The organism is Pseudoalteromonas sp. NS-SX12 (assembly GCF_057367955.1).
Map to the genome: position 1 here is coordinate 1,018,190 of NZ_CM170635.1, position 16,422 is coordinate 1,034,611.

17 protein-coding genes and 1 pseudogene are annotated in these 16,422 nt (G+C 40.4%); 12 read left to right on the forward strand and 6 right to left on the reverse strand.

The genetic code is table 11. The annotated features are described in order from the left end of the window. Window positions 1–231: 231 nt before the first annotated feature. The 4 genes and pseudogenes from AC2IOM_RS18870 to AC2IOM_RS18885 all read left to right on the forward strand — a co-directional run bounded on the left by AC2IOM_RS18870 (window position 232) and on the right by AC2IOM_RS18885 (window position 2,936). Complete coding sequence (locus AC2IOM_RS18870; protein WP_486359749.1) at window positions 232–1,590, forward strand: DNA recombination protein RmuC; 1,359 nt, start codon at window positions 232–234, stop codon at window positions 1,588–1,590. Window positions 1,591–1,811: 221 nt separating this feature from the next. Next, window positions 1,812–2,021 (forward strand): DUF3465 domain-containing protein, encoded by a 210-nt coding sequence (locus AC2IOM_RS18875; RefSeq protein ID WP_486359750.1) that lies wholly within the window; start codon window positions 1,812–1,814, stop codon window positions 2,019–2,021. A gap of 254 nt (window positions 2,022–2,275) precedes the next feature. Continuing rightward, window positions 2,276–2,467: pseudogene (locus AC2IOM_RS18880) on the forward strand (DUF3465 domain-containing protein); the annotation flags it as partial. Between the two features lie 178 nt (window positions 2,468–2,645). Then, window positions 2,646–2,936: a hypothetical protein gene (locus tag AC2IOM_RS18885; protein WP_486359751.1), complete on the forward strand. Its 291-nt coding sequence runs from the start codon at window positions 2,646–2,648 to the stop codon at window positions 2,934–2,936. Window positions 2,937–3,142: 206 nt separating this feature from the next. On the opposite strand, the gene AC2IOM_RS18890 is transcribed toward AC2IOM_RS18885, so the two are convergent. Next, window positions 3,143–3,904: a DUF4097 family beta strand repeat-containing protein gene (locus tag AC2IOM_RS18890; RefSeq protein WP_486359752.1), complete on the reverse strand. Its 762-nt coding sequence runs from the start codon at window positions 3,902–3,904 to the stop codon at window positions 3,143–3,145. Window positions 3,905–4,216: 312 nt separating this feature from the next. Between AC2IOM_RS18890 and maoP the strand changes: the two genes are divergently transcribed. Beyond that, entirely contained in the window at window positions 4,217–4,555 is a 339-nt protein-coding gene (maoP, locus tag AC2IOM_RS18895) for a DUF413 domain-containing protein (protein ID WP_336436383.1), read from the forward strand. Next, complete coding sequence (locus AC2IOM_RS18900; RefSeq protein WP_171043630.1) at window positions 4,542–4,688, forward strand: hypothetical protein; 147 nt, start codon at window positions 4,542–4,544, stop codon at window positions 4,686–4,688. The genes maoP and AC2IOM_RS18900 overlap by 14 nt, the downstream gene beginning before the upstream one ends. Before the next feature lie 60 nt (window positions 4,689–4,748). Here the strand turns inward: AC2IOM_RS18900 and AC2IOM_RS18905 are convergent, their stop codons facing one another. Then, window positions 4,749–5,318 carry a GNAT family N-acetyltransferase gene (locus tag AC2IOM_RS18905; RefSeq protein ID WP_486359753.1) on the reverse strand — a complete coding sequence of 190 codons (570 nt, stop codon included), beginning with the start codon at window positions 5,316–5,318 and terminating at the stop codon, window positions 4,749–4,751. Between the two features lie 26 nt (window positions 5,319–5,344). Further along, window positions 5,345–5,746, reverse strand: a complete 402-nt coding sequence (locus tag AC2IOM_RS18910) for an MAPEG family protein (RefSeq protein WP_486359754.1) — start codon at window positions 5,744–5,746, stop codon at window positions 5,345–5,347. Between the two features lie 282 nt (window positions 5,747–6,028). Here AC2IOM_RS18910 and AC2IOM_RS18915 point away from each other — a divergent pair, with 282 nt between their 5' ends. After that, window positions 6,029–7,174, forward strand: coding sequence for a capsular polysaccharide export protein, LipB/KpsS family (locus tag AC2IOM_RS18915; RefSeq protein ID WP_486359755.1), 1,146 nt, complete (start codon window positions 6,029–6,031; stop codon window positions 7,172–7,174). Window positions 7,175–7,210: 36 nt separating this feature from the next. On the opposite strand, the gene AC2IOM_RS18920 is transcribed toward AC2IOM_RS18915, so the two are convergent. After that, complete coding sequence (locus AC2IOM_RS18920; protein WP_486359756.1) at window positions 7,211–8,104, reverse strand: LysR family transcriptional regulator; 894 nt, start codon at window positions 8,102–8,104, stop codon at window positions 7,211–7,213. Between the two features lie 140 nt (window positions 8,105–8,244). On the opposite strand from AC2IOM_RS18920, the gene hutH reads away from it, so the two are divergent. The 3 genes from hutH (at window position 8,245) to AC2IOM_RS18935 (ending at window position 12,545) form a co-directional block, all read left to right on the forward strand. Further along, the gene (gene hutH / locus AC2IOM_RS18925; protein ID WP_486359757.1) at window positions 8,245–9,744 is read left to right on the forward strand and encodes a histidine ammonia-lyase; all 1,500 of its coding nucleotides are present in this window, start codon (window positions 8,245–8,247) and stop codon (window positions 9,742–9,744) included. Window positions 9,745–9,755: 11 nt separating this feature from the next. Next, window positions 9,756–11,765: a urocanate hydratase gene (locus AC2IOM_RS18930; protein ID WP_486359758.1), complete on the forward strand. Its 2,010-nt coding sequence runs from the start codon at window positions 9,756–9,758 to the stop codon at window positions 11,763–11,765. A 132-nt stretch (window positions 11,766–11,897) separates the two neighbouring features. Then, the gene (locus tag AC2IOM_RS18935; RefSeq protein ID WP_486359759.1) at window positions 11,898–12,545 is read left to right on the forward strand and encodes a peroxiredoxin-like family protein; all 648 of its coding nucleotides are present in this window, start codon (window positions 11,898–11,900) and stop codon (window positions 12,543–12,545) included. A 10-nt stretch (window positions 12,546–12,555) separates the two neighbouring features. Here AC2IOM_RS18935 and AC2IOM_RS18940 read toward each other — a convergent pair whose 3' ends face one another. After that, window positions 12,556–13,842: a diguanylate cyclase domain-containing protein gene (locus AC2IOM_RS18940; protein WP_486359760.1), complete on the reverse strand. Its 1,287-nt coding sequence runs from the start codon at window positions 13,840–13,842 to the stop codon at window positions 12,556–12,558. Between the two features lie 228 nt (window positions 13,843–14,070). On the opposite strand from AC2IOM_RS18940, the gene AC2IOM_RS18945 reads away from it, so the two are divergent. Beyond that, window positions 14,071–14,979, forward strand: coding sequence for a histone deacetylase family protein (locus AC2IOM_RS18945; protein ID WP_486359761.1), 909 nt, complete (start codon window positions 14,071–14,073; stop codon window positions 14,977–14,979). A gap of 48 nt (window positions 14,980–15,027) precedes the next feature. Further along, window positions 15,028–15,246, forward strand: coding sequence for a TIGR02450 family Trp-rich protein (locus tag AC2IOM_RS18950; protein ID WP_486359762.1), 219 nt, complete (start codon window positions 15,028–15,030; stop codon window positions 15,244–15,246). A 22-nt stretch (window positions 15,247–15,268) separates the two neighbouring features. On the opposite strand, the gene AC2IOM_RS18955 is transcribed toward AC2IOM_RS18950, so the two are convergent. After that, window positions 15,269–16,399 carry an NAD(P)/FAD-dependent oxidoreductase gene (locus tag AC2IOM_RS18955; RefSeq protein WP_486359763.1) on the reverse strand — a complete coding sequence of 377 codons (1,131 nt, stop codon included), beginning with the start codon at window positions 16,397–16,399 and terminating at the stop codon, window positions 15,269–15,271. Window positions 16,400–16,422 lie beyond the last annotated feature (23 nt).

Consider the following 16,422-nt stretch of genomic DNA (forward strand, 5'->3'; position numbering starts at 1 on the left):
CTTAAGGTTATTAAAGCCAACTTTTATTTAAAAATAAATAGACCGATTTTTGACCTGTAAAAGATGTTTACAGATCACTTTTTTACTAGCCAATAAACCACTTTTTTACTTACTCAATGGCAATGTGGGTGTAAAAAAGTTTTACAGGTAGTGATGTAAATAATTGATTTGTGTGCGGCATAAATGGCAAAAAAGGTATACTAATCACGTCTTTTCAAATAGGAATCGCTTATGCAAGCCTTGTTAAACCAACCTGAAATAGTGATCACAGCGTTTTTATGTCTTTTTGTGGTGTTTTTAGTGACTATTTTGGTGACTGTGGGTCGTTCTAAAAACAAAACTGCATTGCTACAAGCCCAGTATTTACAAGAAAAAGCAGGATTAGAAGAAAAACTGGCGGACCTTGCAAAAACCTCAGATCAAAATTTTACCAACTGGCAACAAGAGCAAGAACGCACCAATCAACTGCGTATTAAGTACAGTGCATTGCAAACACGCCTGGCTGAGCGTGAACACAGCTACCAGCAGCAATTAGCGAGCTTACAAGATGCTAAAACTGAACTTAAAAAAGAATTTTCATTGCTTGCTAATCAAATATTTGAAGAAAAAGGACAAGCGTTTAAATCGTTAAACCAAGAGAGCGTGTCTAATTTACTAAAGCCAATGCAAGAAGAGCTCAGAGGCTTTAAACAAAAAGTTGAAACCATTCATAGCGAAGAATTAAAACAGCGCTCAGAACTAAAAACAGAACTCGTGCATTTGCAAAAATTGAATCAAGCCATTACTTCTCAGGCTGAGCAACTTACAACTGCATTACAAGGACAAAAGAAAACCCAAGGAAATTGGGGCGAATTAATGCTAGAGAATGTACTAGAAAGTGCCGGACTTCGCGTTGGTGACGACTACCAACGCGAATTTCATGTTAAAGCGTTGGAAGGAAATTACCGACCTGATGTGGTGGTATTTTTACCACAAAAGCGTCATTTGGTCATTGATGCTAAAACGTCGTTGAATGCCTACACTCAATATGTAAATGCAGACAATGAACTGGTTGCAGAGCAAGCATTAAAACAACATGTAATGGCCGTAAATGCACGCATCGAGGAACTTGCAAGTAAAGGATATGACAAACTACCAGGCTTAAATTCACCTGAAGTGGTGATTTTATTTATGCCAATTGAATCGGCCTATGTTGAAGCATTGAAATACCAACCTGACCTTTATCAACGTGCTATCGAAAAGAATATTTTAGTGGCTACGCCAACGACCCTCTTAACAAGCATGAATATTGTGCGCCAATTGTGGCGTTTTGAAGAGCAAAGTAAGCATAGCGCTGAACTGGCGCAGCGTGCAGAACGTTTTTATACTAAGTTAAATGGCTTTTTAACCAGTATGCAAGGCGTTGGTAAAACTCTTGATAAAGCAAAAGAAGGTTACGATCGTGCATTTGCACAGCTTTACTCTGGCAAAGGCAACTTAATTAAGCAAGCCGCTGAATTTAAAGAGCTCGGCGTAGCTGTACAAAAAGAACTGCCAAAAGAACTCATTGAGAAGGCCGAACTTGAATTAAATTTTGAGCAAAGTGAGTAAGTTATAAAAGTACTAAGGGGAAGTGTAAATCCCCTTTACAGTTTTAAATGGTTTGCCAAAACCACCAATAATGTGTCATTTTCAGTAAATAACCTTGTTGAAAGTTAAACTTTAAATGTAATTTCTGGATTTTTGAAACGCTAAGGCCAATAAACAGGCTTTGTCAAGAAGCACATTAATTTTATAATCACTCTTTCTAGTAGTAACTCAAAGGATTGAAAATGAAACACTTCACTGCCCTTTTATTAGTTGGTTTTTTCTTAACCGCTATCAACCTACACGCAAATGATCGTCAGCTCAGTAACGCTTATAAAAATCAGCAAAGTGATATACAAGTTAAAGGTTCAGGCACAGTGTTACGTGTTTTGTCTGATGATAATAATGGCTCAAGACACCAAAAATTTATTTTGCGTTTAGCTAGAGCGTGGTGACATTTACGGTCTAAATTCTGTTCAAATCCAAACCGTTTTGATCGCGGCGTCGCTTAGTAGGCCTAGTGGGCTAAGTCAAAAAGTGACAACAAAGAGCATAATGGTTTGGGTTGAACCTTACAGGCTGCGCGTGTTTGGCATTTATGCTGCGTTATCGCTCATTTATGTAGAATAACTACACCACAATCGCTCTGCCTTGTCTAAATGTCAAACAAACTGCTGCAGAAACAGACTGTAAACGTTACCACGCTCTAAAAACCCTACTCGTTGCACATAATATTGATTTAGCGCCGCGCATTTCGAACTTAAAAGTGGGTGATAAGGTAGAGTTTTACGGTGAATATGAGTGGACTAAAAAAGGTGGCGTGATGCACTGGACACACAAAGATCCGCGAAATAAACATGCTCATGGATGGCTTAAACATAAAGGCAAAGTTTACGAGTAAAAGACTTGAAAATAGGATTAATCACTACCTAATGTATTGTAAAATCGAGATATTATGATTATATCTTGCATATTAGCTAGTTATACACTTGCTTTTTTTAAAAGTGATTTTCATCGGTTTTGACTACAAACACCTTATCATTTGATAGATATTTATTTCACTAAAGGAGTTGTGAATTATGGATAGCTTTACAGAATTTGAACTTGTAATGATAGGCTTAACAGCTTTACCAGTACTTATTTATTTTTGTTCACCTCTACAATCGCTGTTTGAAAAGGCCGCTCGTGGTGGAGGTGTGTCTATTGTGGTGTTACCTTTTTCTTTATCATGGATTTTAAGTGGTTATGCCGCTGAAAGTGATATTTTTAGGTATGTTATGTTGAGTTTTGGCTTCTGTTTTTTCACCGTATTCTATGGCGCAGGCGTGGCTTTACTTTTAAAAGAGAAACGAAAACAACGTACACAATAAAAATGCAAACTATGTAACTGTGTTGGTTTAATATCAAACCTTACTCGTTTTGGGATTGTTCTAGTGCGCGAAACGCTTGCTTTAGTATATTTATAATAACTTGACTGTTAGGTTTGAACGATAAAATGGAGCAAACCTAACAGCACAACAGGCATGAAATAGTATAAAGGGGTTTTATACTTCACCTGCTAGTTAGTGGAACCCGTTTAATCGATTTTAACTTCACCTTTTACATTATCGATATTTAAATCGCCCGAACCGTCGTCTTCAACAATCAATCCACCCGCACCGTTTACGGTAATATCGCCGGAGCCATCATCTACTTTAACTGTGCCCGTAACATTTCTAACAAGTAAATCACCTGAACCATCTTCAATGGTGACTGCACCTTTGGTGTTTTCAACCTGGATATCACCCGAGCCATCGTCAATTTCAACGTCACCTTGAATATTGCTTATGTAAAGTGAGCCAGAGCTGTCGTCGACGTATACTGATTTACCGCCATCAATGGTTAAGTCACCCGAGCTATCGTCTACCTTAATGGTGTTACTTAAGCCGTTGATTGTAATATCGCCAGAGCTATCATCGAGTTCGAGTGCTAGCTTGCTTGGCATGGTAATGACAAGGTCGATGCTATGCCCTTGGTTGATGTGAATACGTAAACCATCTTGAATATCGTGTATTGCAACGAGTTTTGCAGTATCACCAGATTGAGTTAAAGAAAGTTCGTAATTTAGATCTTCGCTGGTATAAATGTCGGCATTCACTGTAATTTTATCGCTACTGTCTGAGCCTATAATTTTAAGTGACCCAGCACCAGTTTCGGCGATAAGTGTAGATAATTGACTTGCGTTTAGCACTAATTCACGCTCGATGTGAGTATCTGCAGAATTGGTGTTTCCACCGATATGCACAATACAACCTGAAAGAAGTGTTGCCATAGCAATTGCTGAAAGTGTTTTATACATGATGTTCCCTTCTAATGAATTATTTTTATTATTCATTGTCGTGTTGAGTGACTAATAGCAATTTATAGCAATCACTAGGCCAAAATTTAACTCATTGAATAATATGGTTTTATTCTTATTTAATAAAATAAAGGAAACAATCAAACGAATTATTAGTAATTTTTGCCATTCGAACTTTGTCATTTTGACCAACTATGCGCGTTCACGCCATATTTACTGTATTGAATGTTTTTTAAAAGTGTCATTTATCTTTCATATTTGTTGGCTAATTTTATCGCCGAATAACAGCTCCAAATATAAGAGAATATTGTTATGACAAACATGATCCGCGCTGGACGTCGAAAGTTTTATGACGATGAGCATTTTGCCGGTGGCATTGAGCGTTCTGGCTTTTTTACTATTTCTGAGGCTAATTTTTTAGTTGAATACGGTGACACATTAAATGGATTAAGCGCAGGTAATTTAAATCCTGAATCTGCTGCTGAATCGGAATTTGTGGCCTGTATGCAGTCTAATATTGCCTCTAACAGCTATGAAGTAAAGCTCTGGCGAAAATACATCAAAGCTGTGCACAGCGTGACGCACAGAGCCAGTGCGAATAGTTCACGTACAGAACAACATTATTCATTTGAGGGATATGATGAAGCGTAGTTTGCAACAAGATAGCTATTTAGAAAAAACAAAAGTTGGCCGAAAATCAAAGCGCGATAAGCCGAAAGCCAAATTTGATAATAAAAATAAGCGTAAAAAATTTGATGATCATGACTGGGATGATCGCGATTAATAAAAGCGCTTAATCTTTGATGATAATTGCGGCCCGAGTTAGCTTTCTGGCCGCTCTTATTTAACGTGGCGTAAACTCGGGTTTTAGTAAACCAAAGCACGTTAAATCGTGATATTGGTTTTTCCAAAAGCCACTTGCGCGGCGGATCCCCTCTTGTTTAAAGCCAAGCTTTTTAAGCACTGATTCTGACGCGTCATTACCCAGCATGGTATCAGCCTGAATGCGATATAGTTCACCAAATGGTGAGTTGTCTGAATAAACTAGTGCAATAATCGCGTTTAACGCTTCAGTGGCATACCCTTTGCCCCAATGATCACTAGCAAATTCATAACCAATCACTGCATTGTGCATTTTTGAATTAAACGAATTAAAACCACATGTGCCAATTAGCTCGCCAGTTTCTTTGAGGCGAATAGCCCAACGAATGCCCTCTTGCTGTTTAAATCGTTGATTAAAGAAATCTATTAAATCAAGAGATTGCTGCTTGGATGTAAACGCTTCAATATTATAAAACTTAACCACAGCTTGATCTGAAAAAATCGAAAATAACCCATCGTTATCTTCGATTGTCAGTGTGTTTAGTGTTAATCGTGCAGTGTCTAAATTTGGAAATTGTAGATTAGTTTGCATTAGTACTCCTTGTTTCTTTGCGCGGGTTACGCTATTTGAATGAGCAAAATAACCCACATTGACAACACTGAAATCACAGCCCCCCAAAACGTTAACATGCGATGTAGTACATTATTATAGGTAAGGTGTACAAAGGCCTGTAAAGTTCTAAAAGTAACAAAACTCCACGCCAAGGTGAGCGCTAAGCCATTCGTAATTTCTAGGCTTACAAATAAGGTAGAGACAACATAAAATAATACCGGTACTTCGAACATGTTGTTAAAGCAACGCGTTGATGTGGTTAATTTTTCGGGCACGTCTTGGCCTTCCATTGTGCGATAGTATTTAATTTTCACGCTGCCATTTTTAACGCTTTTAATACGAGTGGTAACGGCCACAATACCAACGGCAAACGTTAATAAAACCATTCCAAACATTGCATAGATCATACAGAGCCTTTTATTTGTTTAATTATTTAATTCTGATCTGAAAGATCGTTTATCTTACTTATTCTGAGTCCTTTTGTAACACAGAGGTGACTACGAAATACATCCTTTTTACTGTGAAACACTTTTGATATTCAATGCGATATGTATTTTGGTATATCCATGTGATTTAAATTTCGAGGTTTAGTGTCAGTTACTGTAATTCCGTTATATACGTTTGTAGCTTAATCATTTCGTCACACTTCTTTCATACACTGCGCTAAAAAGTCAGATTTCTTATTGTCTATGCGTATTTTATTTGTATCCCGAAATAGCAGTCATGCTAAATATTACCGAAAATTGGTTGGTAAGCTGAACCTAGACGCGCAACTTCATGTAACTGGTTGGCCGCGTTTAGGGGCGTTGAAACACACAAAACATTTGGCGAATTTTGATAGTAATGAAATGCTAGCGCATCATTTATTAAGGAAAAAAGCGCGTCATTCCGCGTTATTTTCATCAAAGCTAGTTTGTCAGGTATTTCGTGGGTATTTAAAAGCAGTAGAAACGTTACGCTTTTTAAAATTTATCGATTTATTTCAAGAAGAGCAGCCAGATAAAGTGGTTGTTTGGAACGGTAAAAAGCTACCAAATCAAACTGTGGTATGTGCCGCTGAGTGTTTAAATATTCCGGTGATGTTCTTTGAAAATGGCTTAGTACCTAACACCACATGCTTAGATCCCAAGGGAGTAAACTATTTATCGAGTTTGCCAAAGCTGCCAGAGTTTTATTTAGAACGGGAGCTTTCAGGGGTTGCACTCGCAGCGATAGAACAAGCAAAAAACCATAAAAATCGCACTAGCGATAGCGCGGAAGTAGCACTTCCAGAGCATTATATTTTTGTGCCATTTCAAGTACCAAACGATACCCAAGTAGTGGTTCATTCACCTTGGATAAAGAGTATGGAGCAGCTGTTTTGGCAAGTAATGCAAGCGATTGATGCGTTGCCACAAAGTAACCTTAAAGTGGTATTTAAAGAGCACCCTAACTGGCCAAAAAAATTCACGCATTTACATAAAGCCCATGATAAAGCGATATTTGCCAATGGCGTAAAAGCGTCTGAATTGATAAAACGGGCTGAGGCAACAATTACCATTAATTCAACCGTTGGATTAGAAACATTGCAGCTAGGCGGTAAGCTTATTACGCTAGGTAATGCCTGTTACGCTCTACCCGGCATGGTACTGCCCGCAAATTCGCAGCAACAACTTGTTGAACAATTGAAAGAAATTAACAGTTGGCAACCCAATACACGGTTAATTGAACGTTTTCTTGATTATGTAAACGGGGTTTACGCTATTCCACAAGCATGGCGACGTGCGGATAAAAAACACATCAAAGCGATAGAGGCAAGAATTCTAGGAGCCGATGAGTTTTCGCAACAGCTTTAGTGGTATTTTTCGAAAACATAGCGCAAAGATTAAACGCTAGCGATGGCAGCGTTTAATCTCTTCAACCAGTGCTGTGGCAAGCGGCGATACTGAGCTCATTTTCTTAGTGATTAACATTACGGGGATTTGGTAGTGGTATTTCTCTGGGTGAATTGCTTTGAATACCCCTTTATCAACCCAGTAATTTGCATAGTGCTCTGGTAAATAGCCAATAAAAGCGCCTGATAAGATTAAATGTGCGATACCTTCATCATGATAGGCGGTTGCACTATTTTGATAATTAAGGCCATCATTACGTACTTCTTTATCCCGCATATAGTTTGAGGTAATCACCTCGGCTTGTTTCAATAACTTATTGCGCTCATTCGGTTTACAATCAAAAAGGGCATGTCCTTTGGCGCAATATAGATAATTGGTTTCGTTATGCAGTGGGAAGTAATCTAAACCACGCAAATGATGGCGACTTACGCCAAGCCCCACCAGCGAGCGACCATTTACAACAGAAGTTTCTACTTCCCTCGCCTCACACACATTGATATCAAATTGAATGTTATCGCTTTTTTGCTTTAGCTCGCGAATAACATCACTTATGCCACAGCGCGGATCGCTCACCATGGTATCAATTACCGAAATCGTTACGCGGCCTGATAGCTCATTTTTAGAGCCAGCAACTGTGGTGGCAAATGCTTCGCATTGCTGTAATAACTCAAGGCTTGCCTGATAGGTAATACGCCCAGGCTCGGTGAGTTCAAAACCGCTGCGCCCGCGCTTACATAGTTTGATGCCAAGGCGTACTTCTAAATCAGATAAATGTGAGCTAATGGTTGAGCGGCCAATATTCAATCGAGATTCTGCAGCAGAGAGCCCGCCACACTCCACAATTGCAACAAATATGCGCAATAGGCGCAGATCGACGTCATGAATTTGCATCTTTTTTAGCCTTGTTTTTTAGTTCGGTAATATCGGAATAAGCATCGATAATTATGCATTTATAAAACTTGGGTCGCAAGCTAACATTACTGCATTGATTAATCATCACAGTTAGATGACTAAAACGTTAGGAGACAACAATGACGTTTAAATACGGCGTAGATCGCCTTAATATTGATATTGTAAATGGCATTGCTGATGGCAGTGTTAAAGCAGAGCTTAGCAAAGAAGCGATTGATAAAATTAATACTAGCCGTCAACGCGTTGACAAGATGGCTGCATCAGACAAAGCAGTTTACGGTATTAACACCGGCTTTGGCCCTCTGTGTGATACGCAAATCACCCCAGCAGAAACAAACCTATTACAAAAAAACCTGCTGATCACTCACGCAGTGGGTGTTGGTAATCCAATTGCTAAATCTATCTCTAAACTCATGCTTATCACCAAAGTGCACGCCTTAAGCCAAGGTTTCTCAGGTATTCGCCTTGAAACCGTTGAGCGTATGCTTAAGTTTATTGAGCTTGATTTAATTCCAGTTGTACCAGAGCAAGGCTCGGTGGGTGCATCGGGCGATTTAGCGCCATTATCACACTTATTCTTACCACTTTTAGGTGAAGGTGAGTTTTGGGTTGGCGATGAAATTGTGCCTGCGGCGAAAGCCCTAGCTGACAATGGTTTAGAGCCAATGGATCTTCATGCCAAAGAAGGTTTAGCACTAATTAACGGCACTCAGTTTATTTTATCCCATGGTATTACTGGCCTAACTAAGATGCGTTACTTGCTTGACCTTGCCGATGTGGCAGGTGCAATGAGTATTGAAGGTATGCAAGGTAGCCAATCACCATTTAGAGAAGAGTTACATGCAATTCGTGCCTTTGCTGGCAATGTTGAAGTCGCAACGCGCATGCGTCGTCTATTTAAAGATTCGCAAAATATGGCAGATCACACTGACTGTGACCGCGTTCAAGACCCTTATTCGCTGCGCTGTATTCCGCAGGTGCATGGTGCGTCACGCAACGCATACAACCACTTAAAAGAACTTGTTGAAATTGAAATGAACTCGGTCACGGATAACCCAATTGTTATTAGTGAAGAAGAAGCAATTTCGGGCGGTAGTTTCCACGGTCAACCTCTGGCAATGGCACTTGATTATGCGTCAATTGCCGCTGCTGAACTGGGGAATATCTCAGACCGTCGTTGTTATTTATTGCTTGAAGGTTTACACGGTTTACCGCGCCTATTAACTACATCAGGCGGCCTAAACTCAGGCATGATGATCCCGCAATACACAACAGCGGCACTTGTAACCGAAAATAAGTCACTGTGCTTCCCACCATCAGCTGACAGTGTACCAACGTCTATGGGTCAGGAAGATCACGTGTCTATGGGCAGTATTTCGGGCCGTAAGCTTAACCAAATTCTTGGTAATCTTGAGAAAATCTTCGCAATTGAGCTAATGTACGCTGCGCAAGCCGTTGATTTTAGACGCCCTAATACTTGTTCAGATATTATTGAACAAAATCATGCACTCATTCGTACTAAGGTTGCGAAATTAGAAGAAGACAGACTATTAAAGCCTGATATTGATGCCATGGTTGAGTTTGTAAAATCTCAGGCATTTACTGTTACGCTTAATTAAGGATAACTGACATGAATTTACAAGAATTTCAAAACAGCATAAAACAGGGTATCCCAAGCGAACTGCCTGCGCCTAAAGCATATCCTGCAGGCGCTAACCGCGCGCCAAAGCGTAAAGATATTTTATCGGTTGAAGAAAAACAGCTAGCAGTGCGTAATGCGCTACGTTATTTCCCGAAAGAGTGGCATGCGGAGCTCGCTGTTGAATTTGCACAAGAGCTTAAAGATTTTGGCCGTATTTATATGTACCGCTTTAAGCCTAACTATGAGCTAAAAGCACGTTCAATCTCTGATTATCCTGCAAAATGCGAACAAGCTGCGGCGATCATGTTAATGATCGACAATAACCTTGATCCAGCAGTAGCACAGCACCCAGAGGAACTTATTACTTACGGTGGTAACGGTGCGGTATTCCAAAACTGGGCGCAGTACTTACTTGCGATGAAGTACCTAAGCGAAATGGAAGAAGACCAAACGCTACATATGTATTCAGGCCACCCAATGGGCTTATTCCCATCTTCTAAAGATGCACCGCGTGTAGTGGTAACCAACGGTATGATGATCCCGAATTATTCAAAGCCGGATGACTGGGAAAAATTCAATGCACTAGGCGTAACGCAATATGGCCAAATGACAGCAGGCTCATTTATGTACATTGGCCCACAAGGTATCGTGCACGGCACAACCATTACGGTTATGAACGCATTCCGTAAAGTACTTAACAAAGGCGAATCACCAAAAGGCAAGATCTTCTTAACAGCAGGTCTTGGCGGTATGAGTGGTGCACAGCCAAAAGCAGGTAACATTGCAAACTGTATTACTGTATGTGCAGAAGTTAACCCGAAAGCGGCAATTAAGCGTCATCAGCAAGGTTGGGTTGATGAACTGGTTGATAATATGCCAGACCTTATTGCACGTGTGCGTAAAGCACAGGAAAACGAAGAAGTAGTGTCGATTGCGTTTATTGGTAACGTTGTTGATGTATGGGAAAGCTTCTTAGCTGAAGACATTTTCATTCACTTAGGTTCTGACCAAACGTCACTGCATAACCCTTGGTCAGGCGGTTACTACCCGGTTGATATTAGCTATGAAGAATCAAATCGCTTAATTCGTGAAGAGCCAGAGGTATTTAAAGAAAAAGTACAAGCCACGCTTAAGCGTCACGCTGATGCTGTTAACAAACATACTGCAAAAGGCACCTACTTCTTTGACTACGGTAATGCGTTTTTACTTGAAGCATCACGCGCAGGTGGCGATGTAATGGCTGAAAACGGCATCGATTTCAAATATCCGTCATACGTGCAAGATATTCTTGGCCCGATGTGTTTTGACTACGGCTTTGGTCCGTTCCGTTGGGTGTGTACTTCTGGTAATCCTGAAGATTTAGACAAAACCGATGCAATTGCGGCAAAAGTGCTTGAAGAGATCATGGCAAACTCGCCTGAGGAAATTCAGCAGCAGATGCAAGACAACATCACTTGGATCAAAGACGCGAAAGAAAACAAGCTAGTGGTTGGTTCACAAGCGCGTATTCTTTATGCTGACTCGGAAGGTCGTATTAAGATTGCAAATGCCTTTAACGATGCCATTGCGCGCGGTGAAATTGGCCCAGTGGTACTTGGTCGTGATCACCACGATGTATCAGGTACAGATTCACCATTCCGTGAAACTTCAAACATTTACGACGGTAGCCGTTTTACTGCTGATATGGCTATTCACAACGTGATTGGTGATGGTTTCCGCGGTGCAACCTGGGTGTCTATCCACAATGGCGGTGGCGTTGGCTGGGGCGAAGTGATCAACGGTGGTTTCGGTATGCTACTTGACGGTAGTATTGATGCCGAGCGTCGCCTTAAATCCATGCTACTGTTCGATGTAAACAATGGTATTGCACGTCGCAGCTGGGCACGTAATGAAGAAGCAAACTTTGCAATTAAACGTGAAATGGAACGCACTCCTAAGCTTAAAGTAACGCTTTCACAGAATGTAGAAGACGATATTTTAAATAAACTAGCGTTTTAACGAATGTTTGTATAAATAAAATAGAAATCAAAAGCGAGGCATTTGCCTCGCTTTTTTGTATGTACTACCAATTGCTTTTTACGGGGTTGTTATCTATACAAAACAATAATCGTAGTTTTATAAACAATCCATATGTCTTCATTATCAAAAAAGCTCGCGTCCTATAAAAGTGATTTTAAAACAAGAACGCCAGTCGAAATATTAGAAACCATAAATCGCAGCATATCCTTGTTTCAAGAACACTCAGCTTTAAAATCAGTGCTGCAAGTAGGCCAAACATTTCCATCATTTGAGCTGGCTGACATCAATGGCCAATTGTTTAATAGCAAAGCACTAATTCAAGATAACCCCTTAATTCTGACCTTTGTACGCGGTGGATGGTGCCCTTATTGTGTATTAGAAACACAAATGTGGCAGCAGTATTTTGAAAAGAGCAGAAGTACTTTAAATATAGTTGCGATAACACCTGAAAAACCCGAGTTCGCAAAATCAATGCAATCTGAAAATAATTTAAGCTTTCCACTTTTATTTGATTCTGGGCTTTGTTTTGCTGAGCAGTTAGGGTTAGTTTGGAAAACGGATGATGCGATGAAACAGCAATTGTTAAAGTGGGATATCAACTTAACTGAACGACATTGCACGCCAACTTTCAATCTTCCGGTACCAGCTACCTTTGTTATTGATAAAAAAGGAGTTATTCAGTTTCGTTTTATTGAAGAAGATTATTCTTCACGTGCTGAGCCTGATGATGTGCTTGCCATTTATAATCGACTTATTTAAAGCTAAATATTTAATATGAAAAGCGGTTTTTACCAGCGCGCTTTGCGTGATACATTTTTTCATCGGCAGAACGAATAAGTGCCTCTAATGTGTCATTGCTATCAGGGTAATAAGCAATACCTAAGCTAGCACTGATATTTACTTTGTTACCCTGCCCGTCTGCATCTTTAATTTGATAGTCTTCTGCGATTTCGTTGATGGCTTTTTCAGCGAGCCTAACCGCGTCTTGTTTGTTTGCAAGGTTCGGTAGGCAAATTAAAAACTCATCGCCACCTAAGCGCCCTACTGTGTCAGATTCTCTAAATGTGTTTTTAAGTCTAATCGCTACTTGCTTGAGTAATTCATCACCACTACTGTGGCCATAGCTATCATTTACCTGCTTAAAACCATCTAAATCGATAAACATTACAGCCAACAGTGTTTCATTGCGCTTAGCTTGTTTTAGCGCGCTTGCTAGGCGCTCTTTAGTGAGCCATACCGAAGGTAATTTAGTTAGAGGATCAAAGTGTGCAATTTTCTTAAGCTCGTTTTTGGTGTGTTTGAGCTCTTCAATAGTGTCATGAAGCTCGGTAATGTCATATTCAGTAACAAGAAACACATAATCGCCAGTTAAGGGATGGCGACTAATGCGAATATCAACGTTATGTCGTCTTTCACCAAGTTTTGTAAGCATTATGTGCTCTTGGCAACCTGCTTTGTGCTGCTGAGAGTCAATTAAGCGTTCTTTACCTTCAATCGGATTGGCAAAACGCAGCTCAAAGTCACTTATATTGTCTTGTTTAATTGTTGAATACCACTGCGTAAACGCGGGGTTTTCGAACAGCCGCTTACCTTGCATATCGTAACAACTCACTGCAACAGTGGTGTAACGCATCGCTTCGGCAAAAAGCAGGTTTTCTGGTTGGCTGGTGGCATCCATTTGTTCGCTAATAAAGGCAATAATGCCGCGGTGCTTTTCTGGGCCCAGCAACACAGCTACATGACGCATTAACATCACTTTTGGCTCACCATTAGGGTAAGTTGTCCAAGGGTCGTTAGTTAAGCCCTCTTGCGCGGCTTTTACAAAGGTTTGTTCGGTGCGCTTGCGTGCGCCTTCGGTATCTGCGGATAAGTCTTTATCGATGAGTTGTTGCACATCGCTTAGTCCCCAAAAGTTAAGGGCATGATCATTGCCCCACCAAAATCCATGGCGGTCTAAGTCAAATACCCAAATAATATCGGGTGAAAAGTTAAATCCACCCAGTTCCTGTGGTGATGTAATTATTGGTAAGTGATCGACAGCGACATCTTGATACACAAAAAGACTCTAGCATTTAGTTGTTTAGAATATATTACTCAATTTGATGGTGGTTGCCAGTAGATTATGGTGGCAATTAATGCGTTTTTTTAATCAATAGGTGCATGTAATTTCCCCACTTTGCTGCGCAATTATTCTGATGAACAGGTATGAATAATGGTGTTTTGGCAAAGACGCAGTGCCTTGTTTCAGTTACACTATCAATTATAACAATTTACCAAAGTCACAATGATTAATCCCAACTTACCCCTTGTTTACCACCCTAATTATTCATTTAGTTTTGATGAAAAACACCGCTTTGTAATGAGTAAATTTGCACGTCTTTATCAATATTTAGATAGCAAAGGGTATATCAATCAGCGCAACTTATATCAGCCGCCGCTGGGGGATTTTAAACCGATGGAATTAGTGCATTGTGAAAGTTATGTACACGACCTTTTTCATAATCAACTTGATAACAAGGCGATGCGACGCATTGGTTTGCCATGGTCAGAACAATTAATGGCACGTACCTTTACCGCACCGTTAGGTACGCATTTGGCGGCTGAACTTGCGCTTGAACACGGTATCGCCTGTCATTTAGCTGGCGGCACGCATCATGCACATTATGATTTTGGTTCAGGCTATTGCATGGTAAATGATTTGGCCTACACAGCAACACGGCTAATTAATGAGGGTAAAGCGCGAAACGTACTCATATTTGATTGTGATGTGCATCAAGGCGATGGCACTGCAGCGATGCTTGCCCATAACCCTTATGTGTTTACCTGTTCAATCCACTGCGAAAAGAACTTTCCTTTTCGAAAGCAACACAGCGACTTAGATATTGGCTTAGAGATAGGGTTAACTGATCCTGATTATTTAAAGATCGTATCAACTACTTTAAATGACTTAATTGAGCAGCTAAATCCCTCGCTTGTTCTTTACGATGCTGGTGTAGATATTTGGCAACAAGATACCTTAGGTAAGCTTGATATTAGTTGGCAAGGTATCGCGGCCCGTGATTATGCTGTGCTTGAGATTTGCCAGCGTAAAGGCGTACCAGTAGCCACTGTGATTGGTGGTGGGTACGATAAAGATCATCAGCGATTAGCAGAGCGTCATGCATTAGTGGTTGAGCAAGCAGCTCGCTTCTAAAAGTGACCTCAATTAAGTCGGAAATTTTAATTTTGGTTTCGAGATTTTATGCAACACGCCCTTTCCCCTAATAAACTCTTACACAGTAAATGGACGGCTGTGTCACCGCAAAATAAAGAAAAGCATTTTATGGTAACGAGTGTTGAATTTGATGAAGAAAATAACGTGGTTGACTGTATTATTGAAGCGGTTTTAACCAAACGCGAGCAAAGCATAAACTGGCGCAGCCTGAAAGATCCCAAAGTGTGGAAAATGGGTTGGCAATAAATTTAGTTATTGCCAACTCAGGTTAGTTAAGAAGTAAGCGTCGTTGCCAGAATTTGGCGTTGGGGTATTTATTTGCGCCTTGTTGATAATGTTGCTGATGCAATGAAATAAATGCATTAAAGTCATTAAATACCAGCGATTGATAGTCATCCAAAGAGTCTTTTTGTGGTGCTTCAAGCCACTTTTTTACCGCTTTTGCCGCGACATCTGCGTGCTTTAGCGATTTCGTAATTCCTGCCGATGAAATCGAATCGTAACTTGATGCTGCGTCCCCAACAGCAAGCCAATTATGCCCAATCACGTTCGATAAAATGGCAGATGGTGCCGCTTTAGCGTAAAGCTTTACAGGAGTTTTTGTTTTATCTTGCAAAAACGTTGTGCATTGCTGAAAAAACCAGTTATTGGCTTTTAAACAATTTAACCAATTCTCATAGCAAGTTAGCTTTTGTGTTTTTAACTCCGTTGCGTCAGTACATAAGCTGATAATAGCTCTGTTGTTTGGCAAGATAGCACCGTACCACCATCCATTTGGGTCGCTAGCAACAAGAGTATGTGTGGTACTAGCTGATGTGTGTTCAAGTTCAAAAAAGGCGCAGGCTGAAATCATGCTATCAAACACGTTATTGCTAATATTTAGGCTCTTTGCTGCAACTTGGTGCTGCCCGGTTGCATCAATTAAAAAATCGCATGCTATGCTGGTGGTGTGATTATCACAGTGTAATAAGTAACCTTTTTTTGACGAATCTATTGTTGATACTTTAGTGTTTTCGAAAACTGTTATCCCCCGAGTTTTACATAGTGCAATAAGATCAGCGTCGAAATGTTTGCGATCAAGGTGAAAGCCCTTCCCGACTGGTGAAATAAAAAAGTCATTATAACCGGTTACTTCATCTGCCCACCTAGATTTACTACCGGGGCAAACTAAGTGTTTGTTGCTATTTAGAATGTGCTCAGCATCGAGTTCTCTTAGATAGAAACTCGCGGCGGGAGGGATTGTTTCGCCGATACTTGGTGCAGTAGCTTGTGGCGCGCAAATAAGTATTATGTTTACGCATTTGTTACTTAAGGTGAGTTCTTTTTTAAGGGCAAGTGCGGTGGCAGAACCCGCAGGTCCGCCACCGATTATGCCTATTTGTACTATTGGCTGAGCCATAATATGTCCATTTGGCATGTCAC

Excerpts from the sequence above, each read along its gene's own strand:
- AC2IOM_RS18935 (WP_486359759.1), top strand. The coding sequence starts at position 11,898 with ATGTCTTCATTATCAAAAAAGCTCGCGTCCTATAAAAGTGATTTTAAA.
- AC2IOM_RS18875 (WP_486359750.1), top strand. The coding sequence starts at position 1,812 with ATGAAACACTTCACTGCCCTTTTATTAGTTGGTTTTTTCTTAACCGCT.
- AC2IOM_RS18915 (WP_486359755.1), top strand. The coding sequence starts at position 6,029 with ATGCGTATTTTATTTGTATCCCGAAATAGCAGTCATGCTAAATATTAC.
- AC2IOM_RS18905 (WP_486359753.1), bottom strand. The coding sequence starts at position 5,318 with ATGCAAACTAATCTACAATTTCCAAATTTAGACACTGCACGATTAACA.
- AC2IOM_RS18950 (WP_486359762.1), top strand. The coding sequence starts at position 15,028 with ATGCAACACGCCCTTTCCCCTAATAAACTCTTACACAGTAAATGGACG.
- AC2IOM_RS18920 (WP_486359756.1), bottom strand. The coding sequence starts at position 8,104 with ATGCAAATTCATGACGTCGATCTGCGCCTATTGCGCATATTTGTTGCA.
- AC2IOM_RS18930 (WP_486359758.1), top strand. The coding sequence starts at position 9,756 with ATGAATTTACAAGAATTTCAAAACAGCATAAAACAGGGTATCCCAAGC.
- AC2IOM_RS18870 (WP_486359749.1), top strand. The coding sequence starts at position 232 with ATGCAAGCCTTGTTAAACCAACCTGAAATAGTGATCACAGCGTTTTTA.
- hutH (WP_486359757.1), top strand. The coding sequence starts at position 8,245 with ATGACGTTTAAATACGGCGTAGATCGCCTTAATATTGATATTGTAAAT.
- AC2IOM_RS18945 (WP_486359761.1), top strand. The coding sequence starts at position 14,071 with ATGATTAATCCCAACTTACCCCTTGTTTACCACCCTAATTATTCATTT.
- AC2IOM_RS18885 (WP_486359751.1), top strand. The coding sequence starts at position 2,646 with ATGGATAGCTTTACAGAATTTGAACTTGTAATGATAGGCTTAACAGCT.
- AC2IOM_RS18900 (WP_171043630.1), top strand. The coding sequence starts at position 4,542 with ATGATGAAGCGTAGTTTGCAACAAGATAGCTATTTAGAAAAAACAAAA.
- AC2IOM_RS18910 (WP_486359754.1), bottom strand. The coding sequence starts at position 5,746 with ATGATCTATGCAATGTTTGGAATGGTTTTATTAACGTTTGCCGTTGGT.
- maoP (WP_336436383.1), top strand. The coding sequence starts at position 4,217 with ATGACAAACATGATCCGCGCTGGACGTCGAAAGTTTTATGACGATGAG.
- AC2IOM_RS18890 (WP_486359752.1), bottom strand. The coding sequence starts at position 3,904 with ATGTATAAAACACTTTCAGCAATTGCTATGGCAACACTTCTTTCAGGT.
- AC2IOM_RS18955 (WP_486359763.1), bottom strand. The coding sequence starts at position 16,399 with ATGGCTCAGCCAATAGTACAAATAGGCATAATCGGTGGCGGACCTGCG.